Origin of the sequence: Xanthomonas sp. NCPPB 3761, from assembly GCF_041475705.2 — a bacterium.
Taxonomy (GTDB): domain Bacteria; phylum Pseudomonadota; class Gammaproteobacteria; order Xanthomonadales; family Xanthomonadaceae; genus Xanthomonas; species Xanthomonas phaseoli.
The window spans coordinates 938,150-956,522 of sequence record NZ_CM191262.1 but is presented as its reverse complement, the minus strand read 5'-3'; the positions used below and the strand labels follow the sequence as shown (position 1 = coordinate 956,522).

Sequence of the window (18,373 nt, the reverse complement as noted above, 5' to 3'; positions counted from 1 at the left end):
TGCGTGAGGGCTGAACCACTTTGGCTGGCCATCAGCGTCTCTCTGTTCCGGGCGCCGGGTCTTTGGCGACGGGCTTCGCGTGAATCGACTGAACCTCAGAAGATCGAGCGTGCGGCAGCCAACCGAACGCAGGGCGTGTACATGACCGTTGCCTCGCTGTTCCGAATCGCCTCCCAGCTCATCGATGCACGCGAGTGCCGGGCAATCGTGGTGAAGAAATGCATTGCAGGCCCGCGATGCCCTCGTGCATCGCTCTCACGTAGAGACCGATCAACTGGACGGCCCCCTGCAAGCGCACCGTTGCCGCAGCTTGCGCGGCATGGCTGCCGCGCCCTAAAGCTGCCAGGATCTAGCTGCAGCGTCTGCGCGGATGCTGGCAAGGACCTGCGGCAAAAGCGCAGCGCTGCAGCTGTCAGGTCCCGGCGCGCGTTACCGCAGCGGCAGGTTCAATACCGATGGCGCTGCCGCTGGCGAGGTGAACGTCACCGTACCGCCGCCCTCGCTGGCATCGGTATAGCGCGCGTCGCGGGTGTCGATCACCAAGACCAGCCGCTGCCCTGCCGGAATCTCGGTTGCCGCCGCCTGCAATGGCCAGTCCAGGGTGACTGCGCGGCCCGGCGTGGCATTGCGCAACGAGTACGGTGCATGCGTGATCAGTTGCGCAACGCCCAAGCCATCCATGCGGTACAGATACGCGAACAGACTCACCTTCGATTGACTGGGCACCACGGTCACGCGTAGCGACGGGCTACCGGCCAGGCGCCGGGTGCTGTTCGATGGCGAGCCCACCCACACCGCGGCACCGGCGCGGTTGACCAGCGGAATGGAGGTGCTCACCGGCAGGCCGATGCCTTGCAGCAAACCGCTGACCAGCACCACCCCGGAATCGGCCACCGTCGGCACGTCGGTGGCGATGCGCGATTGCCAACCGCTGGACGTCCCGTCGGTCAATCCACCGGTGGGGCTCAGCAAGCCGGCTGGTGCGGACAGACCCAGCTGTGTCGTGGCCTGTTGGACCGACACCCAGTCCGGATAGTCCAGCCACTGCCCCGCACGTGGGGACAGCCGCACTGGTGCTTCTGCATCCACGCCGTTGCGAAGCTGCTTGAGGTGGCGATCGAACCAGCGCGTGGTCGCTGTATAGATCTCATTCGGCAATCCCAATGCGCCAGGCAGCTCTGCGGTGGCGTGATCGCCCTGGCTGAGCAGCAATTGTTTGGGGCCACGCAACTGGTTGAAGAAGGCGATGGTCTGGTTCGGCGGAAACAATCCGTCGTTGAAGGCATTTCCCAACAAGACCGCGGTACCGCGCGCGTTGAGCGCTGCCACATCGGTCGCAGGGCTGCGCGAGGCGGCCTGCGGCAGGAAGCCCTGCACCGCGCCGTCGTAATCGCCTTGCGCCACGCGTGCGCCGATCTGCGCCAGATCCGGGCCGGGCCGGCCGGTCAGTGCGCCTGCACCCACCAGCAGCCCGACGCCCTGCTGGCTGACCGTGCGATTGGAGTACAGCGACGCTTCCAGATCGGCCCAGCCGCTGAGCGCGGCCACGGCCTTGATCCGCGGGTCGCGCTCGGCCGCCAGCAGGCTGATGCCTGCCCCGTACGAAATGCCCGACGCGCCGATCGCATTCGGGTTGGCCGGCGTATGCGCCAACGCCCAGTCGATCACCGCGCTGACGTCTTCCACCGTGTCCGGCCCGGCGATATCGATCTGCCCAGCCGAATCCCAGAACCCGCGCGAGGTATAGCTGACCACCACATAGCCGTCGCTGGCCAGTTGGGTGGCGCGCCCCAGATATTCCAGGTTGGGCAACGACCAGCTGGCGGGCATCACGATCAGCGGAAACGGCCCGGCGCCCTGCCCTTGCGGCACCAGCACCAATGCCCCCATCTGGGCCCCGTCCCAGCCGGGGATGCGTTCATAGGTCTTGCTGAAGGCGCCCGCCACGGCCGACGCCGATGCCAACAGCAACGCCAGTGCGGCGATGCTCCCGATCCAACGCTTGCTCATGCTGCTTCTCCCACGCAAAGCCGAGCCGGGATGGCCCAGCGGCAACTGCGATGCATCCGTGGTTGGGGGGGAGAACGTGGCGAACGTACCAGACGGTACGGTATGGCTCAAGGGCCGGGATTCGGGATTCGGGATTCGGGATTCGGGATTCGGGATTCGGGATTCGGGATTCGGGATTCGGGATTCGGGATTCGGGATTCGGGATTCGGGATTCGGGATTCGGGAGTCGGGAGTCGGGAGTTAGGAAGCGAGATGCGGCATCGCGCCTAGCTCGGCCGGCATGGACTCATCGTGCAGGACTGGCAGGATCACGCAGGCACGCTGCCTTCTCCCGCCTGCGGGAGAAGGTGCCCGGAGGGCGGATGAGGGCGCTGGCAGCACCCGTTGTTCCCGATGCGCCTTACCCAACTTCGCAAAAGGCGCCACCGCAGTAATCCAATACGGCACGCAGCGATTACGGCACCTAGCGATCAATGCAGCAGCATCGTCTCAGCGCAGCGCACCGACACCGCCCGTATCCACTGCACACGCTCCAACCCCATGCATCAGCCAACGAAATGCTGATAGCCGCGCTGCGGTGGGTGCCAGGGGTTGCCTTCGGCGTCGTGCACCACCACACCGGGCGCGGCGACAATCTGGCCGATGCGCGTTGCAGCCACCGTTGCGAATTCCATTGCCTGCGCCACGGCATCGCGATGCTGCGGCGCGGCGGTGAAACACAGCTCGTAATCGTCGCCACCGCCGAGTTGCCAGCCCAGGCACTGCACCACGTCGATCCCGGCACTGCGCGGCATCGCCGGCAAGGCCGCAAGCAACAGACGCGCACCCATGCCGCTGCGCTCGCACAGGTGCCCCAGATCGGCCAGCAGCCCATCGGAAATGTCCACGCAGGCATGCGCAAGCCCGCGCAGGCGCAGCCCCGCCTGCACGCGTGGCTGCGGACGCAGCAGGCGGCCGCGCCAGCGCTCGTGCAACGGGTCGGTAGCCGCGCAGGTCACATCCAGCTGGCCGGCCTGCCACAACGCCAACGCGGCGGCGGCTTCACCCGGCGCGCCGGTCACCCACACGTCATCGCCAACGCGCGCGCCGTCGCGCCGCAGTGCTGCGCCCGGCGGCAGGCTGCCGATCGCCGTCACCGCGCACGAGAGCGGCCCACGCGTGGTGTCGCCACCGACCAGCACAATGTCGTGCGCATCGGCCAGTGCGAAGAAGCCGTCGGCAAACCCATCCACCCATGCCGCATCGTCGTGCGGCAACGACAGCGACAAGGTGCACCAACGCGGTTGCGCGCCCATCGCCGCCAGATCGGAAAGATTGACAGCCAGCGTCTTCCAGCCCAGGTCGTCAGCACGCGTCTCGTGCGGAAAATGCACGCCCGCATTGAGCGTATCGGCGGTGATCGCCAACTGCTCGCCGGCCGGCGGCTGCAGCAACGCCGCATCGTCGCCAATGCCCAACGGCACATCGGCACGCGCCGCAATGCGCGCACGCAGACGCGCAATTAGATCGAATTCGGGCATTTGAAGGGCTGGGATTAGGAATTGGGCATTCGGGATTCGTGGCAGCGGGCTTTGCAAGATGCGGCAAGATCGCGGCTTAGCTGCACCATCGAACGATATGCAGAGCGGGCATGGCCGCTCACCCCAACGGTCGAACCGCTCAAGTGCGCACGGTTGCAACGCGCATCGGTAGGACCGTCAATCTCTGCAAATCCCGAATCACGAATGCCCAATCTCGGCGCTTCAGGCGCCCGACTCCACCTTGCGCCACTCCACCGCCGCGCGGTCCAGCACCCCGTTGACGTAGGTGTGGCCGTGCTCGGAGCCGAAGCGCTTGGCGGTTTCGATCGCTTCGTTGATCACCACGCGGTACGGCACATCCTGGCGGTACAGCAACTCGTAGGCGGCCAGACGCAGCACGGCGCGTTCGATCGCATCGACCTCTTCCACGCTGCGATCCAGATACGGCGTCAGCGCGGTATCCAGCTCGGCACGGTTGCTCAGCACGCCTTCCACCAGGTTCTCGAAGTACGCCAGATCGGCCACTTCGTGCGCCTGCTCGTGCGCGAACTGGGCGATCACCTGCTTGGCGAAACCGCCGGAGATCTGCCAGGCATAGACCGCCTGCAAGGCGCGCCGACGTGCGCGCGACCGCAGCACCGGGTCGATGCCGTCGCGACGGCCGTGGCGCGAATGCCCACTGGGCTTGCTCATGGCAACAACTCCATCAAATTCACCAGTTCCAGCGCTGCGAGCGCGCATTCCTCGCCCTTATTGCCGTGGCTACCGCCGGCACGGGCTTCGGCATCTTCCACGCGCTCGACCGCCAGCACGCCATTGAGCACCGGCACGCCGGTCTGCAGCTGCACGCTCATCAGGCCTTCGGCACACAGGTCGGCCACGTGCTCGTAATGGCGGGTATCGCCACGAATCACGCAGCCCAGCGCGATGATCGCGCCGTGCTGGCCGGACTGCGCCACGCGATTGGCCGCGATCGGGATCTCCCAGGCACCCGGCACGCGGATCACGTCGATGGCATCTTCGCCGATGCCGTTGCCGGCCAGGCTCTGGCGCGCGCCGGCAACCAGCACGTCGGTGATACGGGCATTCCAGCGGCTGGCGATGATCGCAAAGCGCGCGGTGGTGGGGCGAAGATCGCCTTCGTAGTGGGTCATGCGGGTCGGCAACTCGAGGGGGCGGGAAGTTTAACAGCTGCCGGGCCCAGGCCTGGCCGACACGTGTGGGCCGGGCCGGACAAAGCAGACCCGGCCATGCGCTTCGACAATACAGGGCGCGGCGATCGACGAAGGTATCGATGGCACCGCCCAGCGCCCCCAGGCGTTAGCGCCTGCGCAACCGGCCGGGGCAGGCTACGGCTGGAATCGGCAGCCGACACCAGGCCACTTCAGCGCCGGCACGCGCGGCGCTTGCTGACAGCCGCGCACCGCCGGCTACCCGATGGTCGAGACCACCGGGACCGGCCGTTAACTGCGGCAACGGCTCGCAGCCATGTCAGGGAACGGCGGACGGCGGCACCGAGCGCACGCCTTCACCGGCATGGCATTCCAGATACTCGACCACCTCCAGCCCGAACCCGGCCAGCCCCACCTGGCGCCGAGGGGTGCCCAGCACGCGCAACTTGCCCAGGCCGAGGTCGGCCAGGATCTGCGCACCGGCGCCGTTGCGCCGCCACTGACTCACGTCCTTGGCATTGGCGGCGGCTTCGGGCTGCTGGCGCAGCCGTGCCAGCAGCGATTCGCTGTCGCGTGGCGCCGACAGCACCACCATCACGCCCAGCCCTTCGGCGGCGATCGCGCGCAAGGCGTCGGTGGCTGCCACGCCAAAGTCATCGCGCTGCCAATGCAGCAGGTCGGCCAGCGGGTTTTCCACCTGCACGCGTACCAGCGTCGGCGTGTGTGGATCGGCGCGACCGCGCACCAGCGCAAAGTGCAGGTCGTGCGCGATGCGGTCGCGGTAGGTCACCAGCTTGAACGGGCCGAACTCGGTGGCGATCTGCCGCTCGTCCACGCGCTCGACGGTGTGCTCATTGGCAAGCCGGTAGGCGATCAGGTCGGCGATCGAGCCCATCTTCAGCCCATGCTCGCGCGCGAACACTTCCAGCTGCGGGCGGCGCGCCATGCTGCCGTCCGGATTGAGCACTTCCACCAGCACACCGGCCGGTTCCAGCCCGGCTAGCATCGGCAAGTCGCTGGCCGCTTCGGTGTGGCCGGCACGGGTCAGCACGCCACCGGGCTGGGAGATCAACGGGAAGATATGCCCGGGCTGGCTCAGATCCTGCGGCCGGGCATCCGGGCGTACGGCGGTACGCACGGTGTGCGCGCGGTCGTAGGCGGAAATGCCGGTGGTGACGCCTTCGGCCGCCTCGATGCTGACGGTGAAGTTGGTCTGGAACTGCGCGGTGTTGTTGCGCACCATCGGCGCCAGACCCAGCTGCGCGCAGCGCTCGCGGGTCAGCGACAGGCACACCAGCCCGCGCGCGTGGGTGACCATGAAGTTGATATCCGACGGCTTCACCAACTCGGCGGCCATGATCAGATCGCCTTCGTTTTCGCGGTCTTCGTCATCGACGATGACCACCATGCGTCCGGCGCGCAGTTCTTCGATCAGTTCCGGAACGGGTGCGAAATTCATGCCGCCCCCCGCGTGCCGAGCAGGCGCTCCACATAGCGCGCCACCAGATCGATTTCCAGGTTCACCGCCGCACCGACGGCAGTCTGCGCAAACGCGGTGTGGGCCACGGTATGCGGAATCAGCGCGACCTCGAAGCCGTCTTCGTCTACGTCATTGACGGTGAGGCTCACGCCGTCCACGCAGATCGAGCCCTTCTTGGCCACATAGCGCAACACCGACGCTGGCGCGGCAAACCGCCAGCGCTGCGCACGCGCATCGTCATGGACCGACTGCACCTGGCCCAGGCCATCCACATGTCCGCTGACCAGGTGCCCGCCAAGCCGGTCGGTGGGCCGCATCGCGCGTTCCAGATTGAGCAGTGCGCCCTCTGACAACGCACCCAGGGTGGTCAGCGACAACGTCTCGGTTGAGGCATCGGCCTGGAAACTGGCCGCGTCGAACGCGATCACGGTCAAGCACACGCCATTGACCGCGATGCTTTCGCCCAACTGGACCGCTTCGAACGGCAGCGTGCCGGTGGCGAAGGTGAAACGCACATCGCCGCCCTGCGGCTGTCGCGCCGCCAGTTGGCCGACGCCTTCGATGATGCCGGTAAACATCAGCGTGCCCCCGCTTGCAGCAGCAAGGCTGCCGTGACGGAGCGCGGAAAGGCCGCGGCGCAGCGCGGCAGGTAGTGCATGGACATTTAGTCGTTTCTCGCAGGAGTTGAGCGAAAAACGCCGCAAGGCAAAGCAAACAGGCGCGCGCGCACAGCCGCAAGGCTGCGCGGTGGCCGTCTTCTTTCATCCGGACTATACCGTCGGCTCCGGCATCGGACCGGATCTGCTGACCTTGCACATCAGGGATTTCGCGTTGGTTCGCTCAACCCTGGAGTGCAAGCGCTCGCGGGCTCGCGTGCTTGCGCACGCCTACCGCCGGTGGGGAATCGCACCCCGCCCTGAAGACGTTCGTGAGTACCGGCGAACCGGCGCGCACAGTTTAACAGGGCACCTCGGCGCGATGGCCGAGTGTGGGCCAAGGCTGGCAGGACACTGCGTCATGTCGGGGAAATCCCCCATAGCCAGGATTGTGAAGGATCTGTTAATTTACGCGCCGCGACGGGAGACGTCGTTCTTTTCCACCTCGCAACGGGGTGGAGACACGGACATCAATTCGGAGAGAGACATCAATGCGTAACACCCTGATTCTGGCTGCCCTGCTGGCTGCTGCGCCGTTTGCCGCGTCTGCGGAAGGAATGAGCTACACCTATGTGGAAGCCGGCTATGCCAACCTGAAGAGCGATGGCGTGGACGCAATGTCCGGCGCCTACGCGCGCGGCTCGTTCGCGATTGCTCCGCAGGTCTTCGTCTTCGGCAGCTACAGCCGCGTCTCTGACACCCAGCGCTTCGATCTTGGCTTTCCCGGTGATGAAGACGAATTACGGCTCAAGTACACGATCACTCAGCCGGAAATCGGCATCGGTTACCACATGGAGTTCACCGAAAAGCTGGATTTCGTGGCTGACGCTGCTTACCAGCAGTTGGAAGTGAAGGCGAAAGTCTCCAGCAGCACGTCGAGCGACTCCGACAAGGCCAACGTGGATGTGGCCCGCATCACCGCAGGTGTCCGTGGGAAACCTTCGCCGCGCACCGAAGCCTGGCTGAAAGCCGGCTATTTTCATTTTAACGGCGGTGGCCAGAACGAGGGCAAAGCCGCTGGTATCGCGGGGCTGCAGGTCAACCTGACGCCGATGTGGGGCATCGTCGGCGAGATGCAGTTCTACGATAGCAACCGTCAAGGCACCATCGGCGTCCGCGCCAGCTTCTGATCGCGGCATCGTGCGGTATCCAGAAGGCCCCGCATGCGGGGCCTTCTGCGTTATGGGCATGGATGGCGGCCAGGCCAGACCCAGACGCCCACCCCGCTCACTCGCTTGAACGTGCAACGTGCGCTTGCGACGCGGCAGACCACTTGCGCGACACGCTGCCAGACTGCGGCGTTGCCTCACAGCAGACCGCGCGCAGATGCCCGCCCTCTTACAAGGCGGCAGAGGAGAGCGGCACATAGCGCAACCGCAGGTCCTGCTGCAGCTGCCGCGTCTCCACCAACTGCAGCGGATAGCGCTGCGCCATCGTCTCGATGCCGAGCCCGGCCAACAAGGGCCTGGCGGTGTCGCCCAGCAGGACCGGCGCAAGGTACACCAGCAGCTCGTCGACCAATCCTGTTTGCACTAGCGCACCGCTCAGGGTCGCCCCGGCTTCCACGTGCAGCTCGTTGATGCCGCGCTCAGCCAGCAGCTGCAACACCGTCGGCAGCGCAAAGCGTGCGTCCTGCAGCGGCAGGCCGAGAAACTCCGCATCGTCGTGCGCTGGCGGCGTCAGCGACTCGTCATGCAGGTAAAGCGTCGCTGCGTCCCCCGCACGGATATTGCCGCACGCCAACGTCCGCAGCCCGGCATCGAGCACCACCCGCAGCGGCGGCACGAACGGGGTGTCGTCGTCCAGCCGCACCGTCATCGACGGATCGTCGGCCAACACCGTGCCAGCACCGGTGAGGATTGCGCCGGCACGCGCACGCCAGCGCTGTACGTCTGCACGTGCATCGGCACCGGTAATCCATTTGGATTGGCCGCTGGCCAGCGCCGTACGTCCATCCAGGCTGGCGCCGAGTTTGACCCGCAACCACGGCCGCCCACGCTCCACCCGCGACAGAAATCCCTGGTTGAGCGTGCGCGCCTGCGCATGCATCACGCCGCTCAGCACGTCGATCCCGGCCTCGCGCAGCAGCGCAAACCCACCGCCATTGACCTGCGGAAACGGGTCGGCCATTGCCGCAACCACCCGCGCAACGCCTGCCTCGATCAAGGCCAGCGCGCATGGCGGGGTACGCCCATAGTGCGCGCATGGCTCCAGCGTCACATACGCGGTGGCACCGCGCGCCAACTCACCGGCTGCACGCAGCGCGAAGACTTCGGCATGCGGGCCGCCGGCACGTTGATGAAAGCCCTCGCCCACGCAGACGCCATCGCGCACGATCACGCAGCCCACCATCGGATTGGGCCGGGTGGTGTAGGCGCCGCGTTCGGCCAGGCGCAAGGCATGCGCCATCCAGCGATGATCATCGGCAGTGGCCGTCGTTGTCGCCTCACGCATTGCATGGCACTCCCGGCACGATGCGCATCACCACGATCTGCATCGGGCCCAGCAGGAACTCGGTATGTGTCTGCCATCCCAGGCGCTGGTAGAACGGCACCAACCCCGGCTGGCAATACAGGTAGAGCAGCGGCACGCCCAACTGCGCGGCGGCCTGCACACAGTGCGCCACCAACGCCTCGCCAATGCCCTGCCCGCGCGCCTGCGGCTGCACATACAACGACGCCAACCACGGCGACCATTGCCGAATGCGCGCGTCGTCGTTTTCGAGCAGGCTCACCGAACCCAGCCACTGTGTTTGATCCAGCGCCACCCAGGTGGTCGGAATGACGCCATCGCGCGCATGGCTGCGCAATTCGCGCAGCGCCTCATCGATATTCCATTCCGGCAACAGCGCGCCGAAGGCCTGTAGATGCGCTTGCGCAATCGCAGGCAGGTATTGCGGCGTTTGCGCAACGCAGGCGATGCGCATCGCGCTCATCGCTTGCCGGGTTTGCCGGCACGTTCCAATGCCGCTTCCAGCAGCGGCAGTTGCTCGCTGCCGACCGGCAGCTCGCGTTCGAGCTTTTCGATTTCCTCGCGGAAATCGGCCACGTCCTGAAAACTGCGATACACCGAAGCAAAGCGCACATAGCCGACATGATCGAGCTTGCGCAGCTCCACCATCACGTATTCGCCCACCCGCAGCGAACCCACTTCGCGCTCGCCGGACATGCGCAGCTGGTGCACCACCGCGCGCACCGCCGCTTCGATCTGCTCTTCGGCCACCGGCCGCTTTTGCAGCGCGCGGTCGAAGCTGGTGCGTAGCTTGCGTGCATCGAACGCCTCGCGTCCACCATCGCTCTTGACCACGGTGGGCAGCTTCAGTTCGATCGTTTCCAGCGTACTGAACCGCTCGCCGCACGCCTCGCACTCACGGCGCCGACGGATCGTCGTACCGTCTTCGGACACCCGCGAATCGATCACGCGGGTATCGTTGTGCTGGCAGAAGGGGCAATGCATCAGGTGGCCGGGATGTGGGATTGGGGATTCGGGATTGGCAACAGCACAAGCAAGGACGCGCGGTTAGCGCATTCCGAATCCCGAATCACCAATCCCGGCATTTCAGCCATACACCGGATAGCGCTTGCACTGCGCGGTCACGGCATCGCGCACCTTCGCCAGCACGGCTTCGTCGGTTGGCGCGTCGAGCACGTCGGCGATCCAGTTGGCCAGGTCGATGCTGTCCTGTTCCTGGTAACCGCGCGTGGTGATCGCCGGAGTGCCCAGGCGCAGACCGGAAGTGACGAACGGCGAGCGCGGGTCGTTGGGGACCGAATTCTTGTTGACGGTGATGTGCGCCTTGCCGAGCGCAGCTTCGGCGTCCTTGCCGGAGACATCGCGACCGATCATGTCCACCAGCATCAGGTGGTTCTCGGTGCCGCCGGAGACGATCTTGTAGCCGCGCGCAATGAGCGTAGTGGCCATCGCCTGGGCGTTCTTGACCACTTGTTGCTGATAGGTCTTGAACGCCGGCTCCAGCGCCTCCTTGAACGCCACCGCCTTGGCCGCGATGACGTGCATCAGCGGGCCGCCCTGGATGCCGGGGAACACGATCGACTGCAGCTTTTTCTGCAGATCTTCGCTGGCGCCCTTGGCGACGATGATGCCGCCACGCGGGCCACGCAGTGTCTTGTGCGTGGTCGAGGTGACCACGTGCGCATGTTCCATCGGGCTGGGGTACACCCCGGCGGCGACCAGCCCGGCAATGTGGGCCATGTCCACGAACAGGTAGGCACCGACGCTGTCGGCGATGGCGCGGAAGCGGGCCCAGTCGATCTTCTGCGAATACGCAGAGAAACCGGCCACCACCATCTTGGGCTTGTGTTCGGTCGCCAGGCGCTGGACTTCGTCGTAGTCGATCAGGCCCTGCTCGTTGACGCCGTACTGCACCGCGTTGAACAGCTTGCCGGAGACGTTGACCTTTGCGCCGTGGGTCAGGTGACCGCCATGCGCCAGGCTCATGCCCAGGATGGTGTCGCCCGGCTGCAGCAGCGCCAGATACACCGCCTGGTTGGCCTGGGACCCGCTGTGCGGCTGGACGTTCGCGTAATCGGCGCCGAACACCTGCTTGATGCGGTCGATCGCCAGTTGTTCGGCAATGTCGACGAACTCGCAGCCACCGTAGTAGCGCTTGCCCGGATAGCCTTCGGCGTACTTGTTGGTCAGCTGGCTGCCCTGCGCTTCCATCACCAGCGGGCTGCAATAGTTTTCGCTGGCGATCAGCTCGACATGATCCTCCTGGCGGCCGGCTTCAGCAGCGATGGCCTTGGCCAGTTCGGGGTCGTAGGTTTCCAGTCGGACATCGCGCGAGAACATTCCAAGCTCCGGGGCAGCTATTGCCAATAGGGTCGCCGATTGTAAGCCCCCGCCGCACGGGTGACCAATCGCGCAGCCAGCGCCGCCTGTGCGCCCGCCCTGAGTTCATGACAAAGGCGCACCCGAAGGTGCGCCCTTGTGTGATGACTGAACCGATTGCCGGCCGCGGCCGGGAAGGACCCGGCGGCCGCGCCCGTTTAGTTATTGAGCACCAGGTCGGCAATGATGCCGGTGGCGATGGCCACCAGCAGCAGATTGCCGCGGTCGTCGCGCTGCCAGCGGTAGCCGTACGGCGGACGGCGCAGGTCATAGCGGTCGTAATCGTTCACCACATAGACCGGGCCGTGGTAGCGCTGGCCACGGGCCCAATACGGACGCGGCGGCGGGCCGGCGCGGTAGTACGCCGGACGATCGTAGACGTAGACGCGATTGCGGTCGTAGCGGCGGTCCTGGTAGCGGGCATCGCGGTAGCCCTCGCGATAGCCATTGCTGTAGTAGCGACGGTCCTGGCGCCACTCGCGACGGTCGTCACGGCGGTCATCGCGCCAGTCTCGTCGATCATGGCCATGGTGACGGTCAGGGCCGCGGCGATCGTGGTCGCGGTCCCAATCTCCGGCGAACGCAGCAGGTGCGAAGGCACCCAGCGCCAGGATGGAGGAAAGCACAACGGTAACGATGCGTTTGCGGTTCATGACAGTTCCTGTTCGCGGTGTCGTAATTTCATTAAGAGGCGGACCGCCTTAACGCATTCTTGCTAGAATCGATTACGAAAAAGCCTATTCAGGTCGCAAGCAAGGTGCCGTTTAGCTGCAGGGGTGCTGCCGCGACCCAAGCCACTTGCCCGTATAATTGGCGCAACCCCTTTTCCGCTGCCTCCGGCCTCGGCCGGCGGGCTGCCTGCGTCCACGGAGCCCCCATGTCGCAATACATCTACACCATGAACCGCGTCAGCAAGGTGGTCCCGCCCAAGCGGCAGATCATCAAGGACATCTCGCTGAGCTTTTTCCCGGGCGCCAAGATCGGCCTGCTGGGCCTGAACGGCGCGGGCAAGTCCACGGTACTGAAGATCATGGCCGGGGTGGACACCGATTTCGAAGGTGAGGCGCGCCCACAACCGGGCATCAAGGTCGGCTACCTGGCGCAGGAACCGCAGCTCAACCCCGAGCACACCGTGCGTGAGGCGGTGGAAGAAGGCGTGGGCGACGTGCTGCAGGCCCAGGCCGCGCTGGATGCGGTGTATCTGGCCTATGCCGAAGAAGGCGCTGACTTCGATGCGCTGGCCAAGGAACAGGAACGCCTGGAAGCGATCCTGGCCGCCGGCGATGCGCATACGCTGGAAAATCAACTGGACGTGGCCGCCGATGCGCTGCGCCTGCCGCCGTGGGACGCCATCGTGGGCAAGCTCTCCGGTGGCGAAAAGCGCCGCGTGGCGCTGTGCCGCCTGCTGCTGCAGAAGCCGGACATGCTGCTGCTCGACGAACCCACCAACCACCTTGACGCCGAGTCGGTGGAATGGCTGGAGCAGTTCCTGGCGCGCTACACCGGCACCGTGGTGGCGGTGACCCACGATCGCTACTTCCTGGACAACGCCGCCGAGTGGATCCTGGAACTGGACCGCGGCCGCGGCATTCCGTGGAAGGGCAACTACACCGACTGGCTGACCCAGAAGGACGAGCGCCTCAAGCAGGAAGACAACCAGGAAAAGTCTCGCCAGAAGGCGATCCAGAAGGAACTGGAATGGTCGCGGCAGAACGCCAAGGGCGGCCGCACCAAGGGCAAGGCGCGTCTGGCCCGCCTGGAAGAGCTGCAGTCGGTCGATTACCAGAAGCGCAACGAAACCAACGAGATCTTCATCCCGCCGGGCGAGCGCCTGGGCAATGCGGTGATGGAGTTCAAGAACGTGTCCAAGAAGTTCGGCGACCGCCTGTTGATCGACAACCTGTCGATGATCGTGCCGCCGGGCGCCATCGTCGGCATCATCGGCCCCAACGGTGCCGGTAAGTCGACCCTGTTCAAGATGATTACCGGCCAGGAGAAGCCGGACTCCGGCGAGATCGTGGTCGGACCGACCGTGCAGCTGTCCTACGTGGACCAGAGCCGCGACGCACTGGAAGGCAACCACAACGTGTTCCAGGAAATCGCTGGCGGCCTGGACATCCTCAACATCAACGGCATCGAAATCCAGTCGCGCGCCTATATCGGCCGCTTCAACTTCAAGGGCCAGGACCAGCAGAAGATGGTCGGTTCGCTGTCCGGTGGCGAGCGCGGTCGCCTGCACATGGCCAAGACCCTGCTGCAGGGCGGCAACGTGCTGCTGCTGGACGAACCGTCCAACGACCTGGACATCGAAACCCTGCGTGCGCTGGAAGATGCGTTGCTGGAGTTCCCCGGCAACACCTTCGTGATTTCGCATGACCGCTGGTTCCTGGACCGTATCGCCACGCACATCCTGGCCTTCGAGGGCGACTCGCACGTGGAGTTCTTCCAGGGCAACTACCGCGAGTACGAAGAAGACAAGCGCCGCCGCATGGGCGACGACGCCGGCCCAAAGCGTTTGCGCTTCAAGGCGTTGAAGTAAGTCGCCGTCGGAGTAGAAAAAAGGGCGCCGAAAGGCGCCTTTTTTATACTGTACTTGGCAACTGGGCGCCTGGTTATGGCCTGCCTTGCCAAGCGACGATTGCCTATCGCGATGTCTCTCGAGGTGCCCTAGCTCATGGTTCCTGCAGATGCATTACCCACGCACACGCCTGCTGCATATCGAGGTGCGCTGCACCTGCATCAATCCATCGACGGCGGACTATAGAGATGCATCACAGGTCGTAGGACAGCACGTCTTCGAAACCGAATGTGTCGAAATTCTCGATGCGCGAGGGATACAGGCGACCGACCAGGTGATCGTATTCGTGCTGCACCACGCGTGCGTGGAAGCCTTCGGCATCGCGCTCGATCGGAGTGCCGTCGGGTGCGAAGCCGCGGTAGCGAATGAAGCGATAGCGTGGAATGACTGCGCGCAGGCCGGGAATCGACAGGCAGCCTTCCCAGCCGTTCTCCAGTTCTTCCGACAGCGGTTCGATCTGCGCGTTGGCCAGGGCCGTGCGCGGCACTGCGGGCGCTTCGGGATAGCGCTCGCTGGCATCGAAACCGAACACCATCAATTGCAGATCCACCGCGATCTGCGGTGCTGCCAGACCGACGCCACGCGCAGCGTCCATGGTTTCGAACATATCGGCCACCAGCGTGTGCAACTCGGCGCTGCCCAGGTTGGTGACCGGTGGCGCCACGCGTAGCAGGCGCTTGTCGCCCATGCGGATAATTTCGCGAATCATGCGAGTGCTCCTGACGATCGTGGCGTGGATTCTAGAGCGGCTGACAACCGGTAGCGAGCAGGTGCAAGTAGTGCAAAAGGCACGCAGCCGCTGCCGTGTACGTGCGGTCGCTGCCGCGGGTTTGCATGCCGACGCCGGGCAGCGATCGCGCCAGCGCGCGGTGCGTGCCGTGGCCGTGTTTGCCGCGCTCAACAGGCCGGATGCATGCAGAAGTAGGCGTGCAGCTGCCTTGGTCATCGGCGTGCCGTGGATAAGCCCGCTGCGTTTAACGTCAGCGCTGCGGCCAGCGAGGCAGCGCAACGCCAGCGTCGCGCCGGTTGGACCGGCTCGAACATGTCAGCGGCCGATGCGTCGACCGGCCTCGTCCAGCACGTGTTCGCCGTCTTCCTTGACGAAGCCGCGCGTGGCTGGCGGCAACAGGTCCAGCACCAATTCGGAGGGGCGGCACAGGCGGGTGCCGCGCGTGGTCTGGACGAATGGGCGGTTGATCAGGATCGGATGGGCGAGCATTGCGCTCAACAACGCCGCATCGTCCAGCGCGGGATCGTCCAGGCCCAGTTCCAGATAGGGCGTGCCTTTCTGGCGGATGGCCTCGCGGACCGTGATGCCGGCAGCGGCGATGAGCGACTGCAGCGTCTGGCGGCTTGGCGGATGCTGCAGGTAGTCGACGATCTGCGGTTCGACGCCGGTGTGGCGGATCAGGGCAAGGGTGTTGCGGGAGGTTCCGCAACCGGGATTGTGGTAGATGACGGCGTGCATGGTGGCCTGGCGCTGGGTTGGCTGATGGAGGGCGGCGCCGGCAACGGATGTCCGAACGATGCCCAGACCGGCCAGTGTATGAGTGGCGTCCGGGCATGCCGAGCGCTGCCATGGCGTGCGCTGGCGCCTTGGTGCCGGTGCCGGTGCCGGTGCCGGTGCCGAAGGCAGCGAACTCCCAGGGCTGCGACCCTGCCGATGACTTTTTCAGGTTGCCGCTTCGCACTCCACGGCGAATGTGTCAAAAGATTGACACGAATCACGGATTCATGATTCAGTCATGAACAGAGTGAAATGGAAGGATTCTCCCGAGCGCCGGTGTCAGCACGGCGTTTTTTCCCCTGTTGGACCCAAGGAAACCCCAACGATGATGAGCTTTCGCAAGCCCGGATGGATGCTGTCCGGTGTGTTGTGTCTCGCATGCCTGCCGGCGATCGCTGCAGCGCAGGAAGCGGCTACCAGCAGTTCCAAGGTCGGCATCGACCCCACCACCGGCAAATTGCGCCCACTGACCGACGCCGAGAGCGCGGCGCTGGATCAACAGGCGGCCGCTGCCGGCTCCGCAGCACGCAGTAGCGCCGCACGCAGCTCGGTTCCGCAGACCGAAGCGGCCGCACGCGCGACCGAGCGGCGCCTGCCCAATGGCACCGTGGCGCGCAAGTTGCCGGCCACCCAAATGAGTGCGTTGACGGCAACCCGCCAAGCCGATGGGCGCATTGTCATCGAACACAGCCAAGACGCCGACGCCACCCAACCCACCCACGCCGAGCACGGAGCGCTGCCGCATGAATAAGCCCTTGTTGCTGTTGTCCCTGGCCGTGGCGGCCGCGCTGGCACCGCTGCATGCGCGGGCAGCCAATGTCACGCTGATCAATGGCGATGCCGGCACCGTGGTCGGTTTGAACGACCCGACCGCTGCCGCACCACTGGGTGGCAACCCGGGCCGCACGGTCGGCGAGCAACGCCGCATCGCCTACCAGTACGCCATGGACCTGTGGGGCGCGGTGCTGCAGAGCAACGTCGAGATCAAGGTGTATGCCTCGTTCGCACGGCTGACCTGTACCGCCACCGGCGGCACGCTGGGCCAGGCCGGTCCGAACTGGATCGTCAACAACTTCCCCGGCGCCAAGGCCAATACGCTGTATCCGTCCGCGCTGGGCGATGCGATCGCCGGGCAGGACCTGGTGCCGGATCCGGCCGATCCGGCCGACGTGTTTTCGCAGTTCAACGGCGACCTGGGCAAGGACGATTGCCTGGCTGGTTCCGGCTGGTATCTGGGTCTGGACGGCAAGACGCCCGAAGGCCAGATCAACTTCCTCAACGTGGTGATGCACGAGATCGGCCACGGCCTGGGCGCTGCAGGCTTTCTCAACAAGACCACCGGCGTGCTGGGTTCGGGCAGCGGCCTGACCGACGTCTACACCTCGCAGGCCTACGACAACGTCCAGAACAAGCGCTTCGACGACCCGACCATGACCGACGCCCTGCGCGCCGAAGCGATGCGCACGCCCGGCCGTACGGTATGGGCCGGCACGCGCGTGAATCGCGAGGCGGCGTTGATCCTGGATCCGCGCACGTTGCTGCGCGTCACCGCACCGGCCAGCGCGGCGGGCAAGTTCGAAGTGGGCTTTGCCAGCTTCGGTCCGCTGGCCACGGCGGCCAATTTCCCGGCCCGTTCGGTGGTGACGGTCAACGATGGCGTGGCGGCCGCATCGGCCAGCGATGGCTGCGAAACCCCGTTCGTCAATGCGGCCGACGTGGCCGGCAAGGTGGCGCTGATCGACCGCGGCACCTGCGCGTTCGCGATCAAGGTGAAGAATGCGCAGCTCAACGGCGCGGTGGGCGTGATCGTCGCCAACAACGCGGCCGGTGTGCAGACGATGGGCAATGCGGCACCGCCGATCACCGACATCACCATCCCCGCCATCATGGTCTCGCAGGCCGATGGCGCGCGTCTGAAGGGCAGCACCGCGGTGGTCGCGGCGCTGTACGAAGACCCGCAGCTGCTGCAGGGCACCGACAGCGCAGGTCGCACGCGGCTGTACTCGCCCAGCGTGGTGGCCGGTGGTTCGACGTTCTCGCACTTCGATACCGATCTGCAGCCCAATGCCTTGATGGAACCGTTCGATACACCGGAAGTGCAGGCGCACGTGAACATCGACCTGACCCCGGCGCTGTTTGCCGACATCGGCTGGACCTTGAACACCGGGCTGGCCAAGTTGGGCACCTGCAACACCTTGGTCCCGACGGTGGAAACCGGCGGCCTGATTCCGGGCGCGAACGTGTCTGCCGAAAGCAGCCTGTGCAAGACGCAGAATGCAGGCAACCGCCTGGGTTACCTGACCTGCATGGACGAACACGCGCGCGAGCTGCAGAGCCAGGGCGTGATCAGCCGCGTGCAACAGGCAGCGGTCTTTGTCTGCGCCACCAAGGTGCGTCCATAAGCGCCGCACGCGGTGCGTAAAACGCGGTAATGCGAACGGCGCCGGGAGGCGCCGTTCGTTTGTCCGCAATCGTGGCGTTCAGCGCAGGCCAAGCGTTCTACGCACCGCTGCTGCCACTCAAAAACAACAGCTGGAAGCACGTCAGGGCGCGAACGCGATGCACGCGGCAGCCAGCTGTCGCATCATGCTCCGCCGCG

At 65.5% G+C, this 18,373-nt stretch carries 17 protein-coding genes and 1 riboswitch; of the genes, 4 read left to right on the top strand and 13 right to left on the bottom strand.

Annotation, left to right across the window (positions count from 1 at the left end):
- Nucleotides 1-429 precede the first annotated feature (429 nt).
- The 6 genes from ACCQ00_RS04070 to ACCQ00_RS04045 form a co-directional block, all read right to left on the bottom strand.
- Nucleotides 430-2,010, bottom strand: a complete 1,581-nt coding sequence (locus tag ACCQ00_RS04070; protein ID WP_039574536.1) for a CocE/NonD family hydrolase — start codon at nucleotides 2,008-2,010, stop codon at nucleotides 430-432.
- A gap of 545 nt (nucleotides 2,011-2,555) precedes the next feature.
- Nucleotides 2,556-3,530, bottom strand: a complete 975-nt coding sequence (gene thiL, locus ACCQ00_RS04065) for a thiamine-phosphate kinase (protein ID WP_017156719.1) — start codon at nucleotides 3,528-3,530, stop codon at nucleotides 2,556-2,558.
- 222 nt (nucleotides 3,531-3,752) lie between these two features.
- Nucleotides 3,753-4,223 (bottom strand): transcription antitermination factor NusB, encoded by a 471-nt coding sequence (gene nusB / locus ACCQ00_RS04060; RefSeq protein WP_039574636.1) that lies wholly within the window; start codon nucleotides 4,221-4,223, stop codon nucleotides 3,753-3,755.
- A complete protein-coding gene (gene ribH, locus ACCQ00_RS04055) occupies nucleotides 4,220-4,684 on the bottom strand; it encodes a 6,7-dimethyl-8-ribityllumazine synthase (protein WP_003490334.1) in 465 nt (154 codons plus the stop codon). Before ribH ends, nusB begins: the two co-directional genes overlap by 4 nt.
- A gap of 337 nt (nucleotides 4,685-5,021) precedes the next feature.
- Nucleotides 5,022-6,161: a 3,4-dihydroxy-2-butanone-4-phosphate synthase gene (gene ribB / locus ACCQ00_RS04050; protein ID WP_039574635.1), complete on the bottom strand. Its 1,140-nt coding sequence runs from the start codon at nucleotides 6,159-6,161 to the stop codon at nucleotides 5,022-5,024.
- Nucleotides 6,158-6,760 carry a riboflavin synthase gene (locus ACCQ00_RS04045; RefSeq protein WP_039574633.1) on the bottom strand — a complete coding sequence of 201 codons (603 nt, stop codon included), beginning with the start codon at nucleotides 6,758-6,760 and terminating at the stop codon, nucleotides 6,158-6,160. Before ACCQ00_RS04045 ends, ribB begins: the two co-directional genes overlap by 4 nt.
- Nucleotides 6,761-6,931: 171 nt before the next feature.
- A riboswitch (FMN riboswitch) is annotated at nucleotides 6,932-7,110 on the bottom strand.
- A gap of 219 nt (nucleotides 7,111-7,329) precedes the next feature.
- Here ACCQ00_RS04045 and ACCQ00_RS04040 point away from each other — a divergent pair.
- A complete protein-coding gene (locus ACCQ00_RS04040) occupies nucleotides 7,330-7,968 on the top strand; it encodes an outer membrane beta-barrel protein (protein ID WP_039574630.1) in 639 nt (212 codons plus the stop codon).
- Nucleotides 7,969-8,176: 208 nt separating this feature from the next.
- Here ACCQ00_RS04040 and ribD read toward each other — a convergent pair whose 3' ends face one another.
- From ribD to ACCQ00_RS04015, 5 genes are all read right to left on the bottom strand, one after another.
- Complete coding sequence (ribD, locus tag ACCQ00_RS04035; RefSeq protein ID WP_039574628.1) at nucleotides 8,177-9,292, bottom strand: bifunctional diaminohydroxyphosphoribosylaminopyrimidine deaminase/5-amino-6-(5-phosphoribosylamino)uracil reductase RibD; 1,116 nt, start codon at nucleotides 9,290-9,292, stop codon at nucleotides 8,177-8,179.
- Nucleotides 9,285-9,773, bottom strand: a complete 489-nt coding sequence (locus ACCQ00_RS04030) for a GNAT family N-acetyltransferase (protein WP_039574625.1) — start codon at nucleotides 9,771-9,773, stop codon at nucleotides 9,285-9,287. Before ACCQ00_RS04030 ends, ribD begins: the two co-directional genes overlap by 8 nt.
- A complete protein-coding gene (gene nrdR, locus ACCQ00_RS04025) occupies nucleotides 9,770-10,294 on the bottom strand; it encodes a transcriptional regulator NrdR (RefSeq protein WP_003490311.1) in 525 nt (174 codons plus the stop codon). The genes ACCQ00_RS04030 and nrdR overlap by 4 nt, the downstream gene beginning before the upstream one ends.
- 102 nt (nucleotides 10,295-10,396) lie before the next feature.
- A complete protein-coding gene (glyA, locus tag ACCQ00_RS04020; RefSeq protein WP_039574623.1) occupies nucleotides 10,397-11,650 on the bottom strand; it encodes a serine hydroxymethyltransferase in 1,254 nt (417 codons plus the stop codon).
- 197 nt (nucleotides 11,651-11,847) lie between these two features.
- Nucleotides 11,848-12,342 (bottom strand): RcnB family protein, encoded by a 495-nt coding sequence (locus tag ACCQ00_RS04015; protein WP_017156712.1) that lies wholly within the window; start codon nucleotides 12,340-12,342, stop codon nucleotides 11,848-11,850.
- Nucleotides 12,343-12,566: 224 nt separating this feature from the next.
- Between ACCQ00_RS04015 and ettA the strand changes: the two genes are divergently transcribed.
- Nucleotides 12,567-14,228 carry an energy-dependent translational throttle protein EttA gene (gene ettA, locus ACCQ00_RS04010; protein WP_005910999.1) on the top strand — a complete coding sequence of 554 codons (1,662 nt, stop codon included), beginning with the start codon at nucleotides 12,567-12,569 and terminating at the stop codon, nucleotides 14,226-14,228.
- Between the two features lie 232 nt (nucleotides 14,229-14,460).
- Here ettA and def read toward each other — a convergent pair whose 3' ends face one another.
- Both def and arsC read right to left on the bottom strand, forming a co-directional pair.
- Entirely contained in the window at nucleotides 14,461-14,976 is a 516-nt protein-coding gene (gene def, locus ACCQ00_RS04005) for a peptide deformylase (RefSeq protein WP_017157524.1), read from the bottom strand.
- Between the two features lie 336 nt (nucleotides 14,977-15,312).
- Nucleotides 15,313-15,735 carry an arsenate reductase (glutaredoxin) gene (arsC, locus tag ACCQ00_RS04000; RefSeq protein WP_017158542.1) on the bottom strand — a complete coding sequence of 141 codons (423 nt, stop codon included), beginning with the start codon at nucleotides 15,733-15,735 and terminating at the stop codon, nucleotides 15,313-15,315.
- A gap of 364 nt (nucleotides 15,736-16,099) precedes the next feature.
- Between arsC and ACCQ00_RS03995 the strand changes: the two genes are divergently transcribed.
- Nucleotides 16,100-16,525, top strand: a complete 426-nt coding sequence (locus ACCQ00_RS03995; protein WP_039574620.1) for a post-PEP-CTERM-1 domain-containing protein — start codon at nucleotides 16,100-16,102, stop codon at nucleotides 16,523-16,525.
- Entirely contained in the window at nucleotides 16,518-18,176 is a 1,659-nt protein-coding gene (locus tag ACCQ00_RS03990; protein ID WP_017157520.1) for a PA domain-containing protein, read from the top strand. The genes ACCQ00_RS03995 and ACCQ00_RS03990 overlap by 8 nt, the downstream gene beginning before the upstream one ends.
- Nucleotides 18,177-18,373 lie beyond the last annotated feature (197 nt).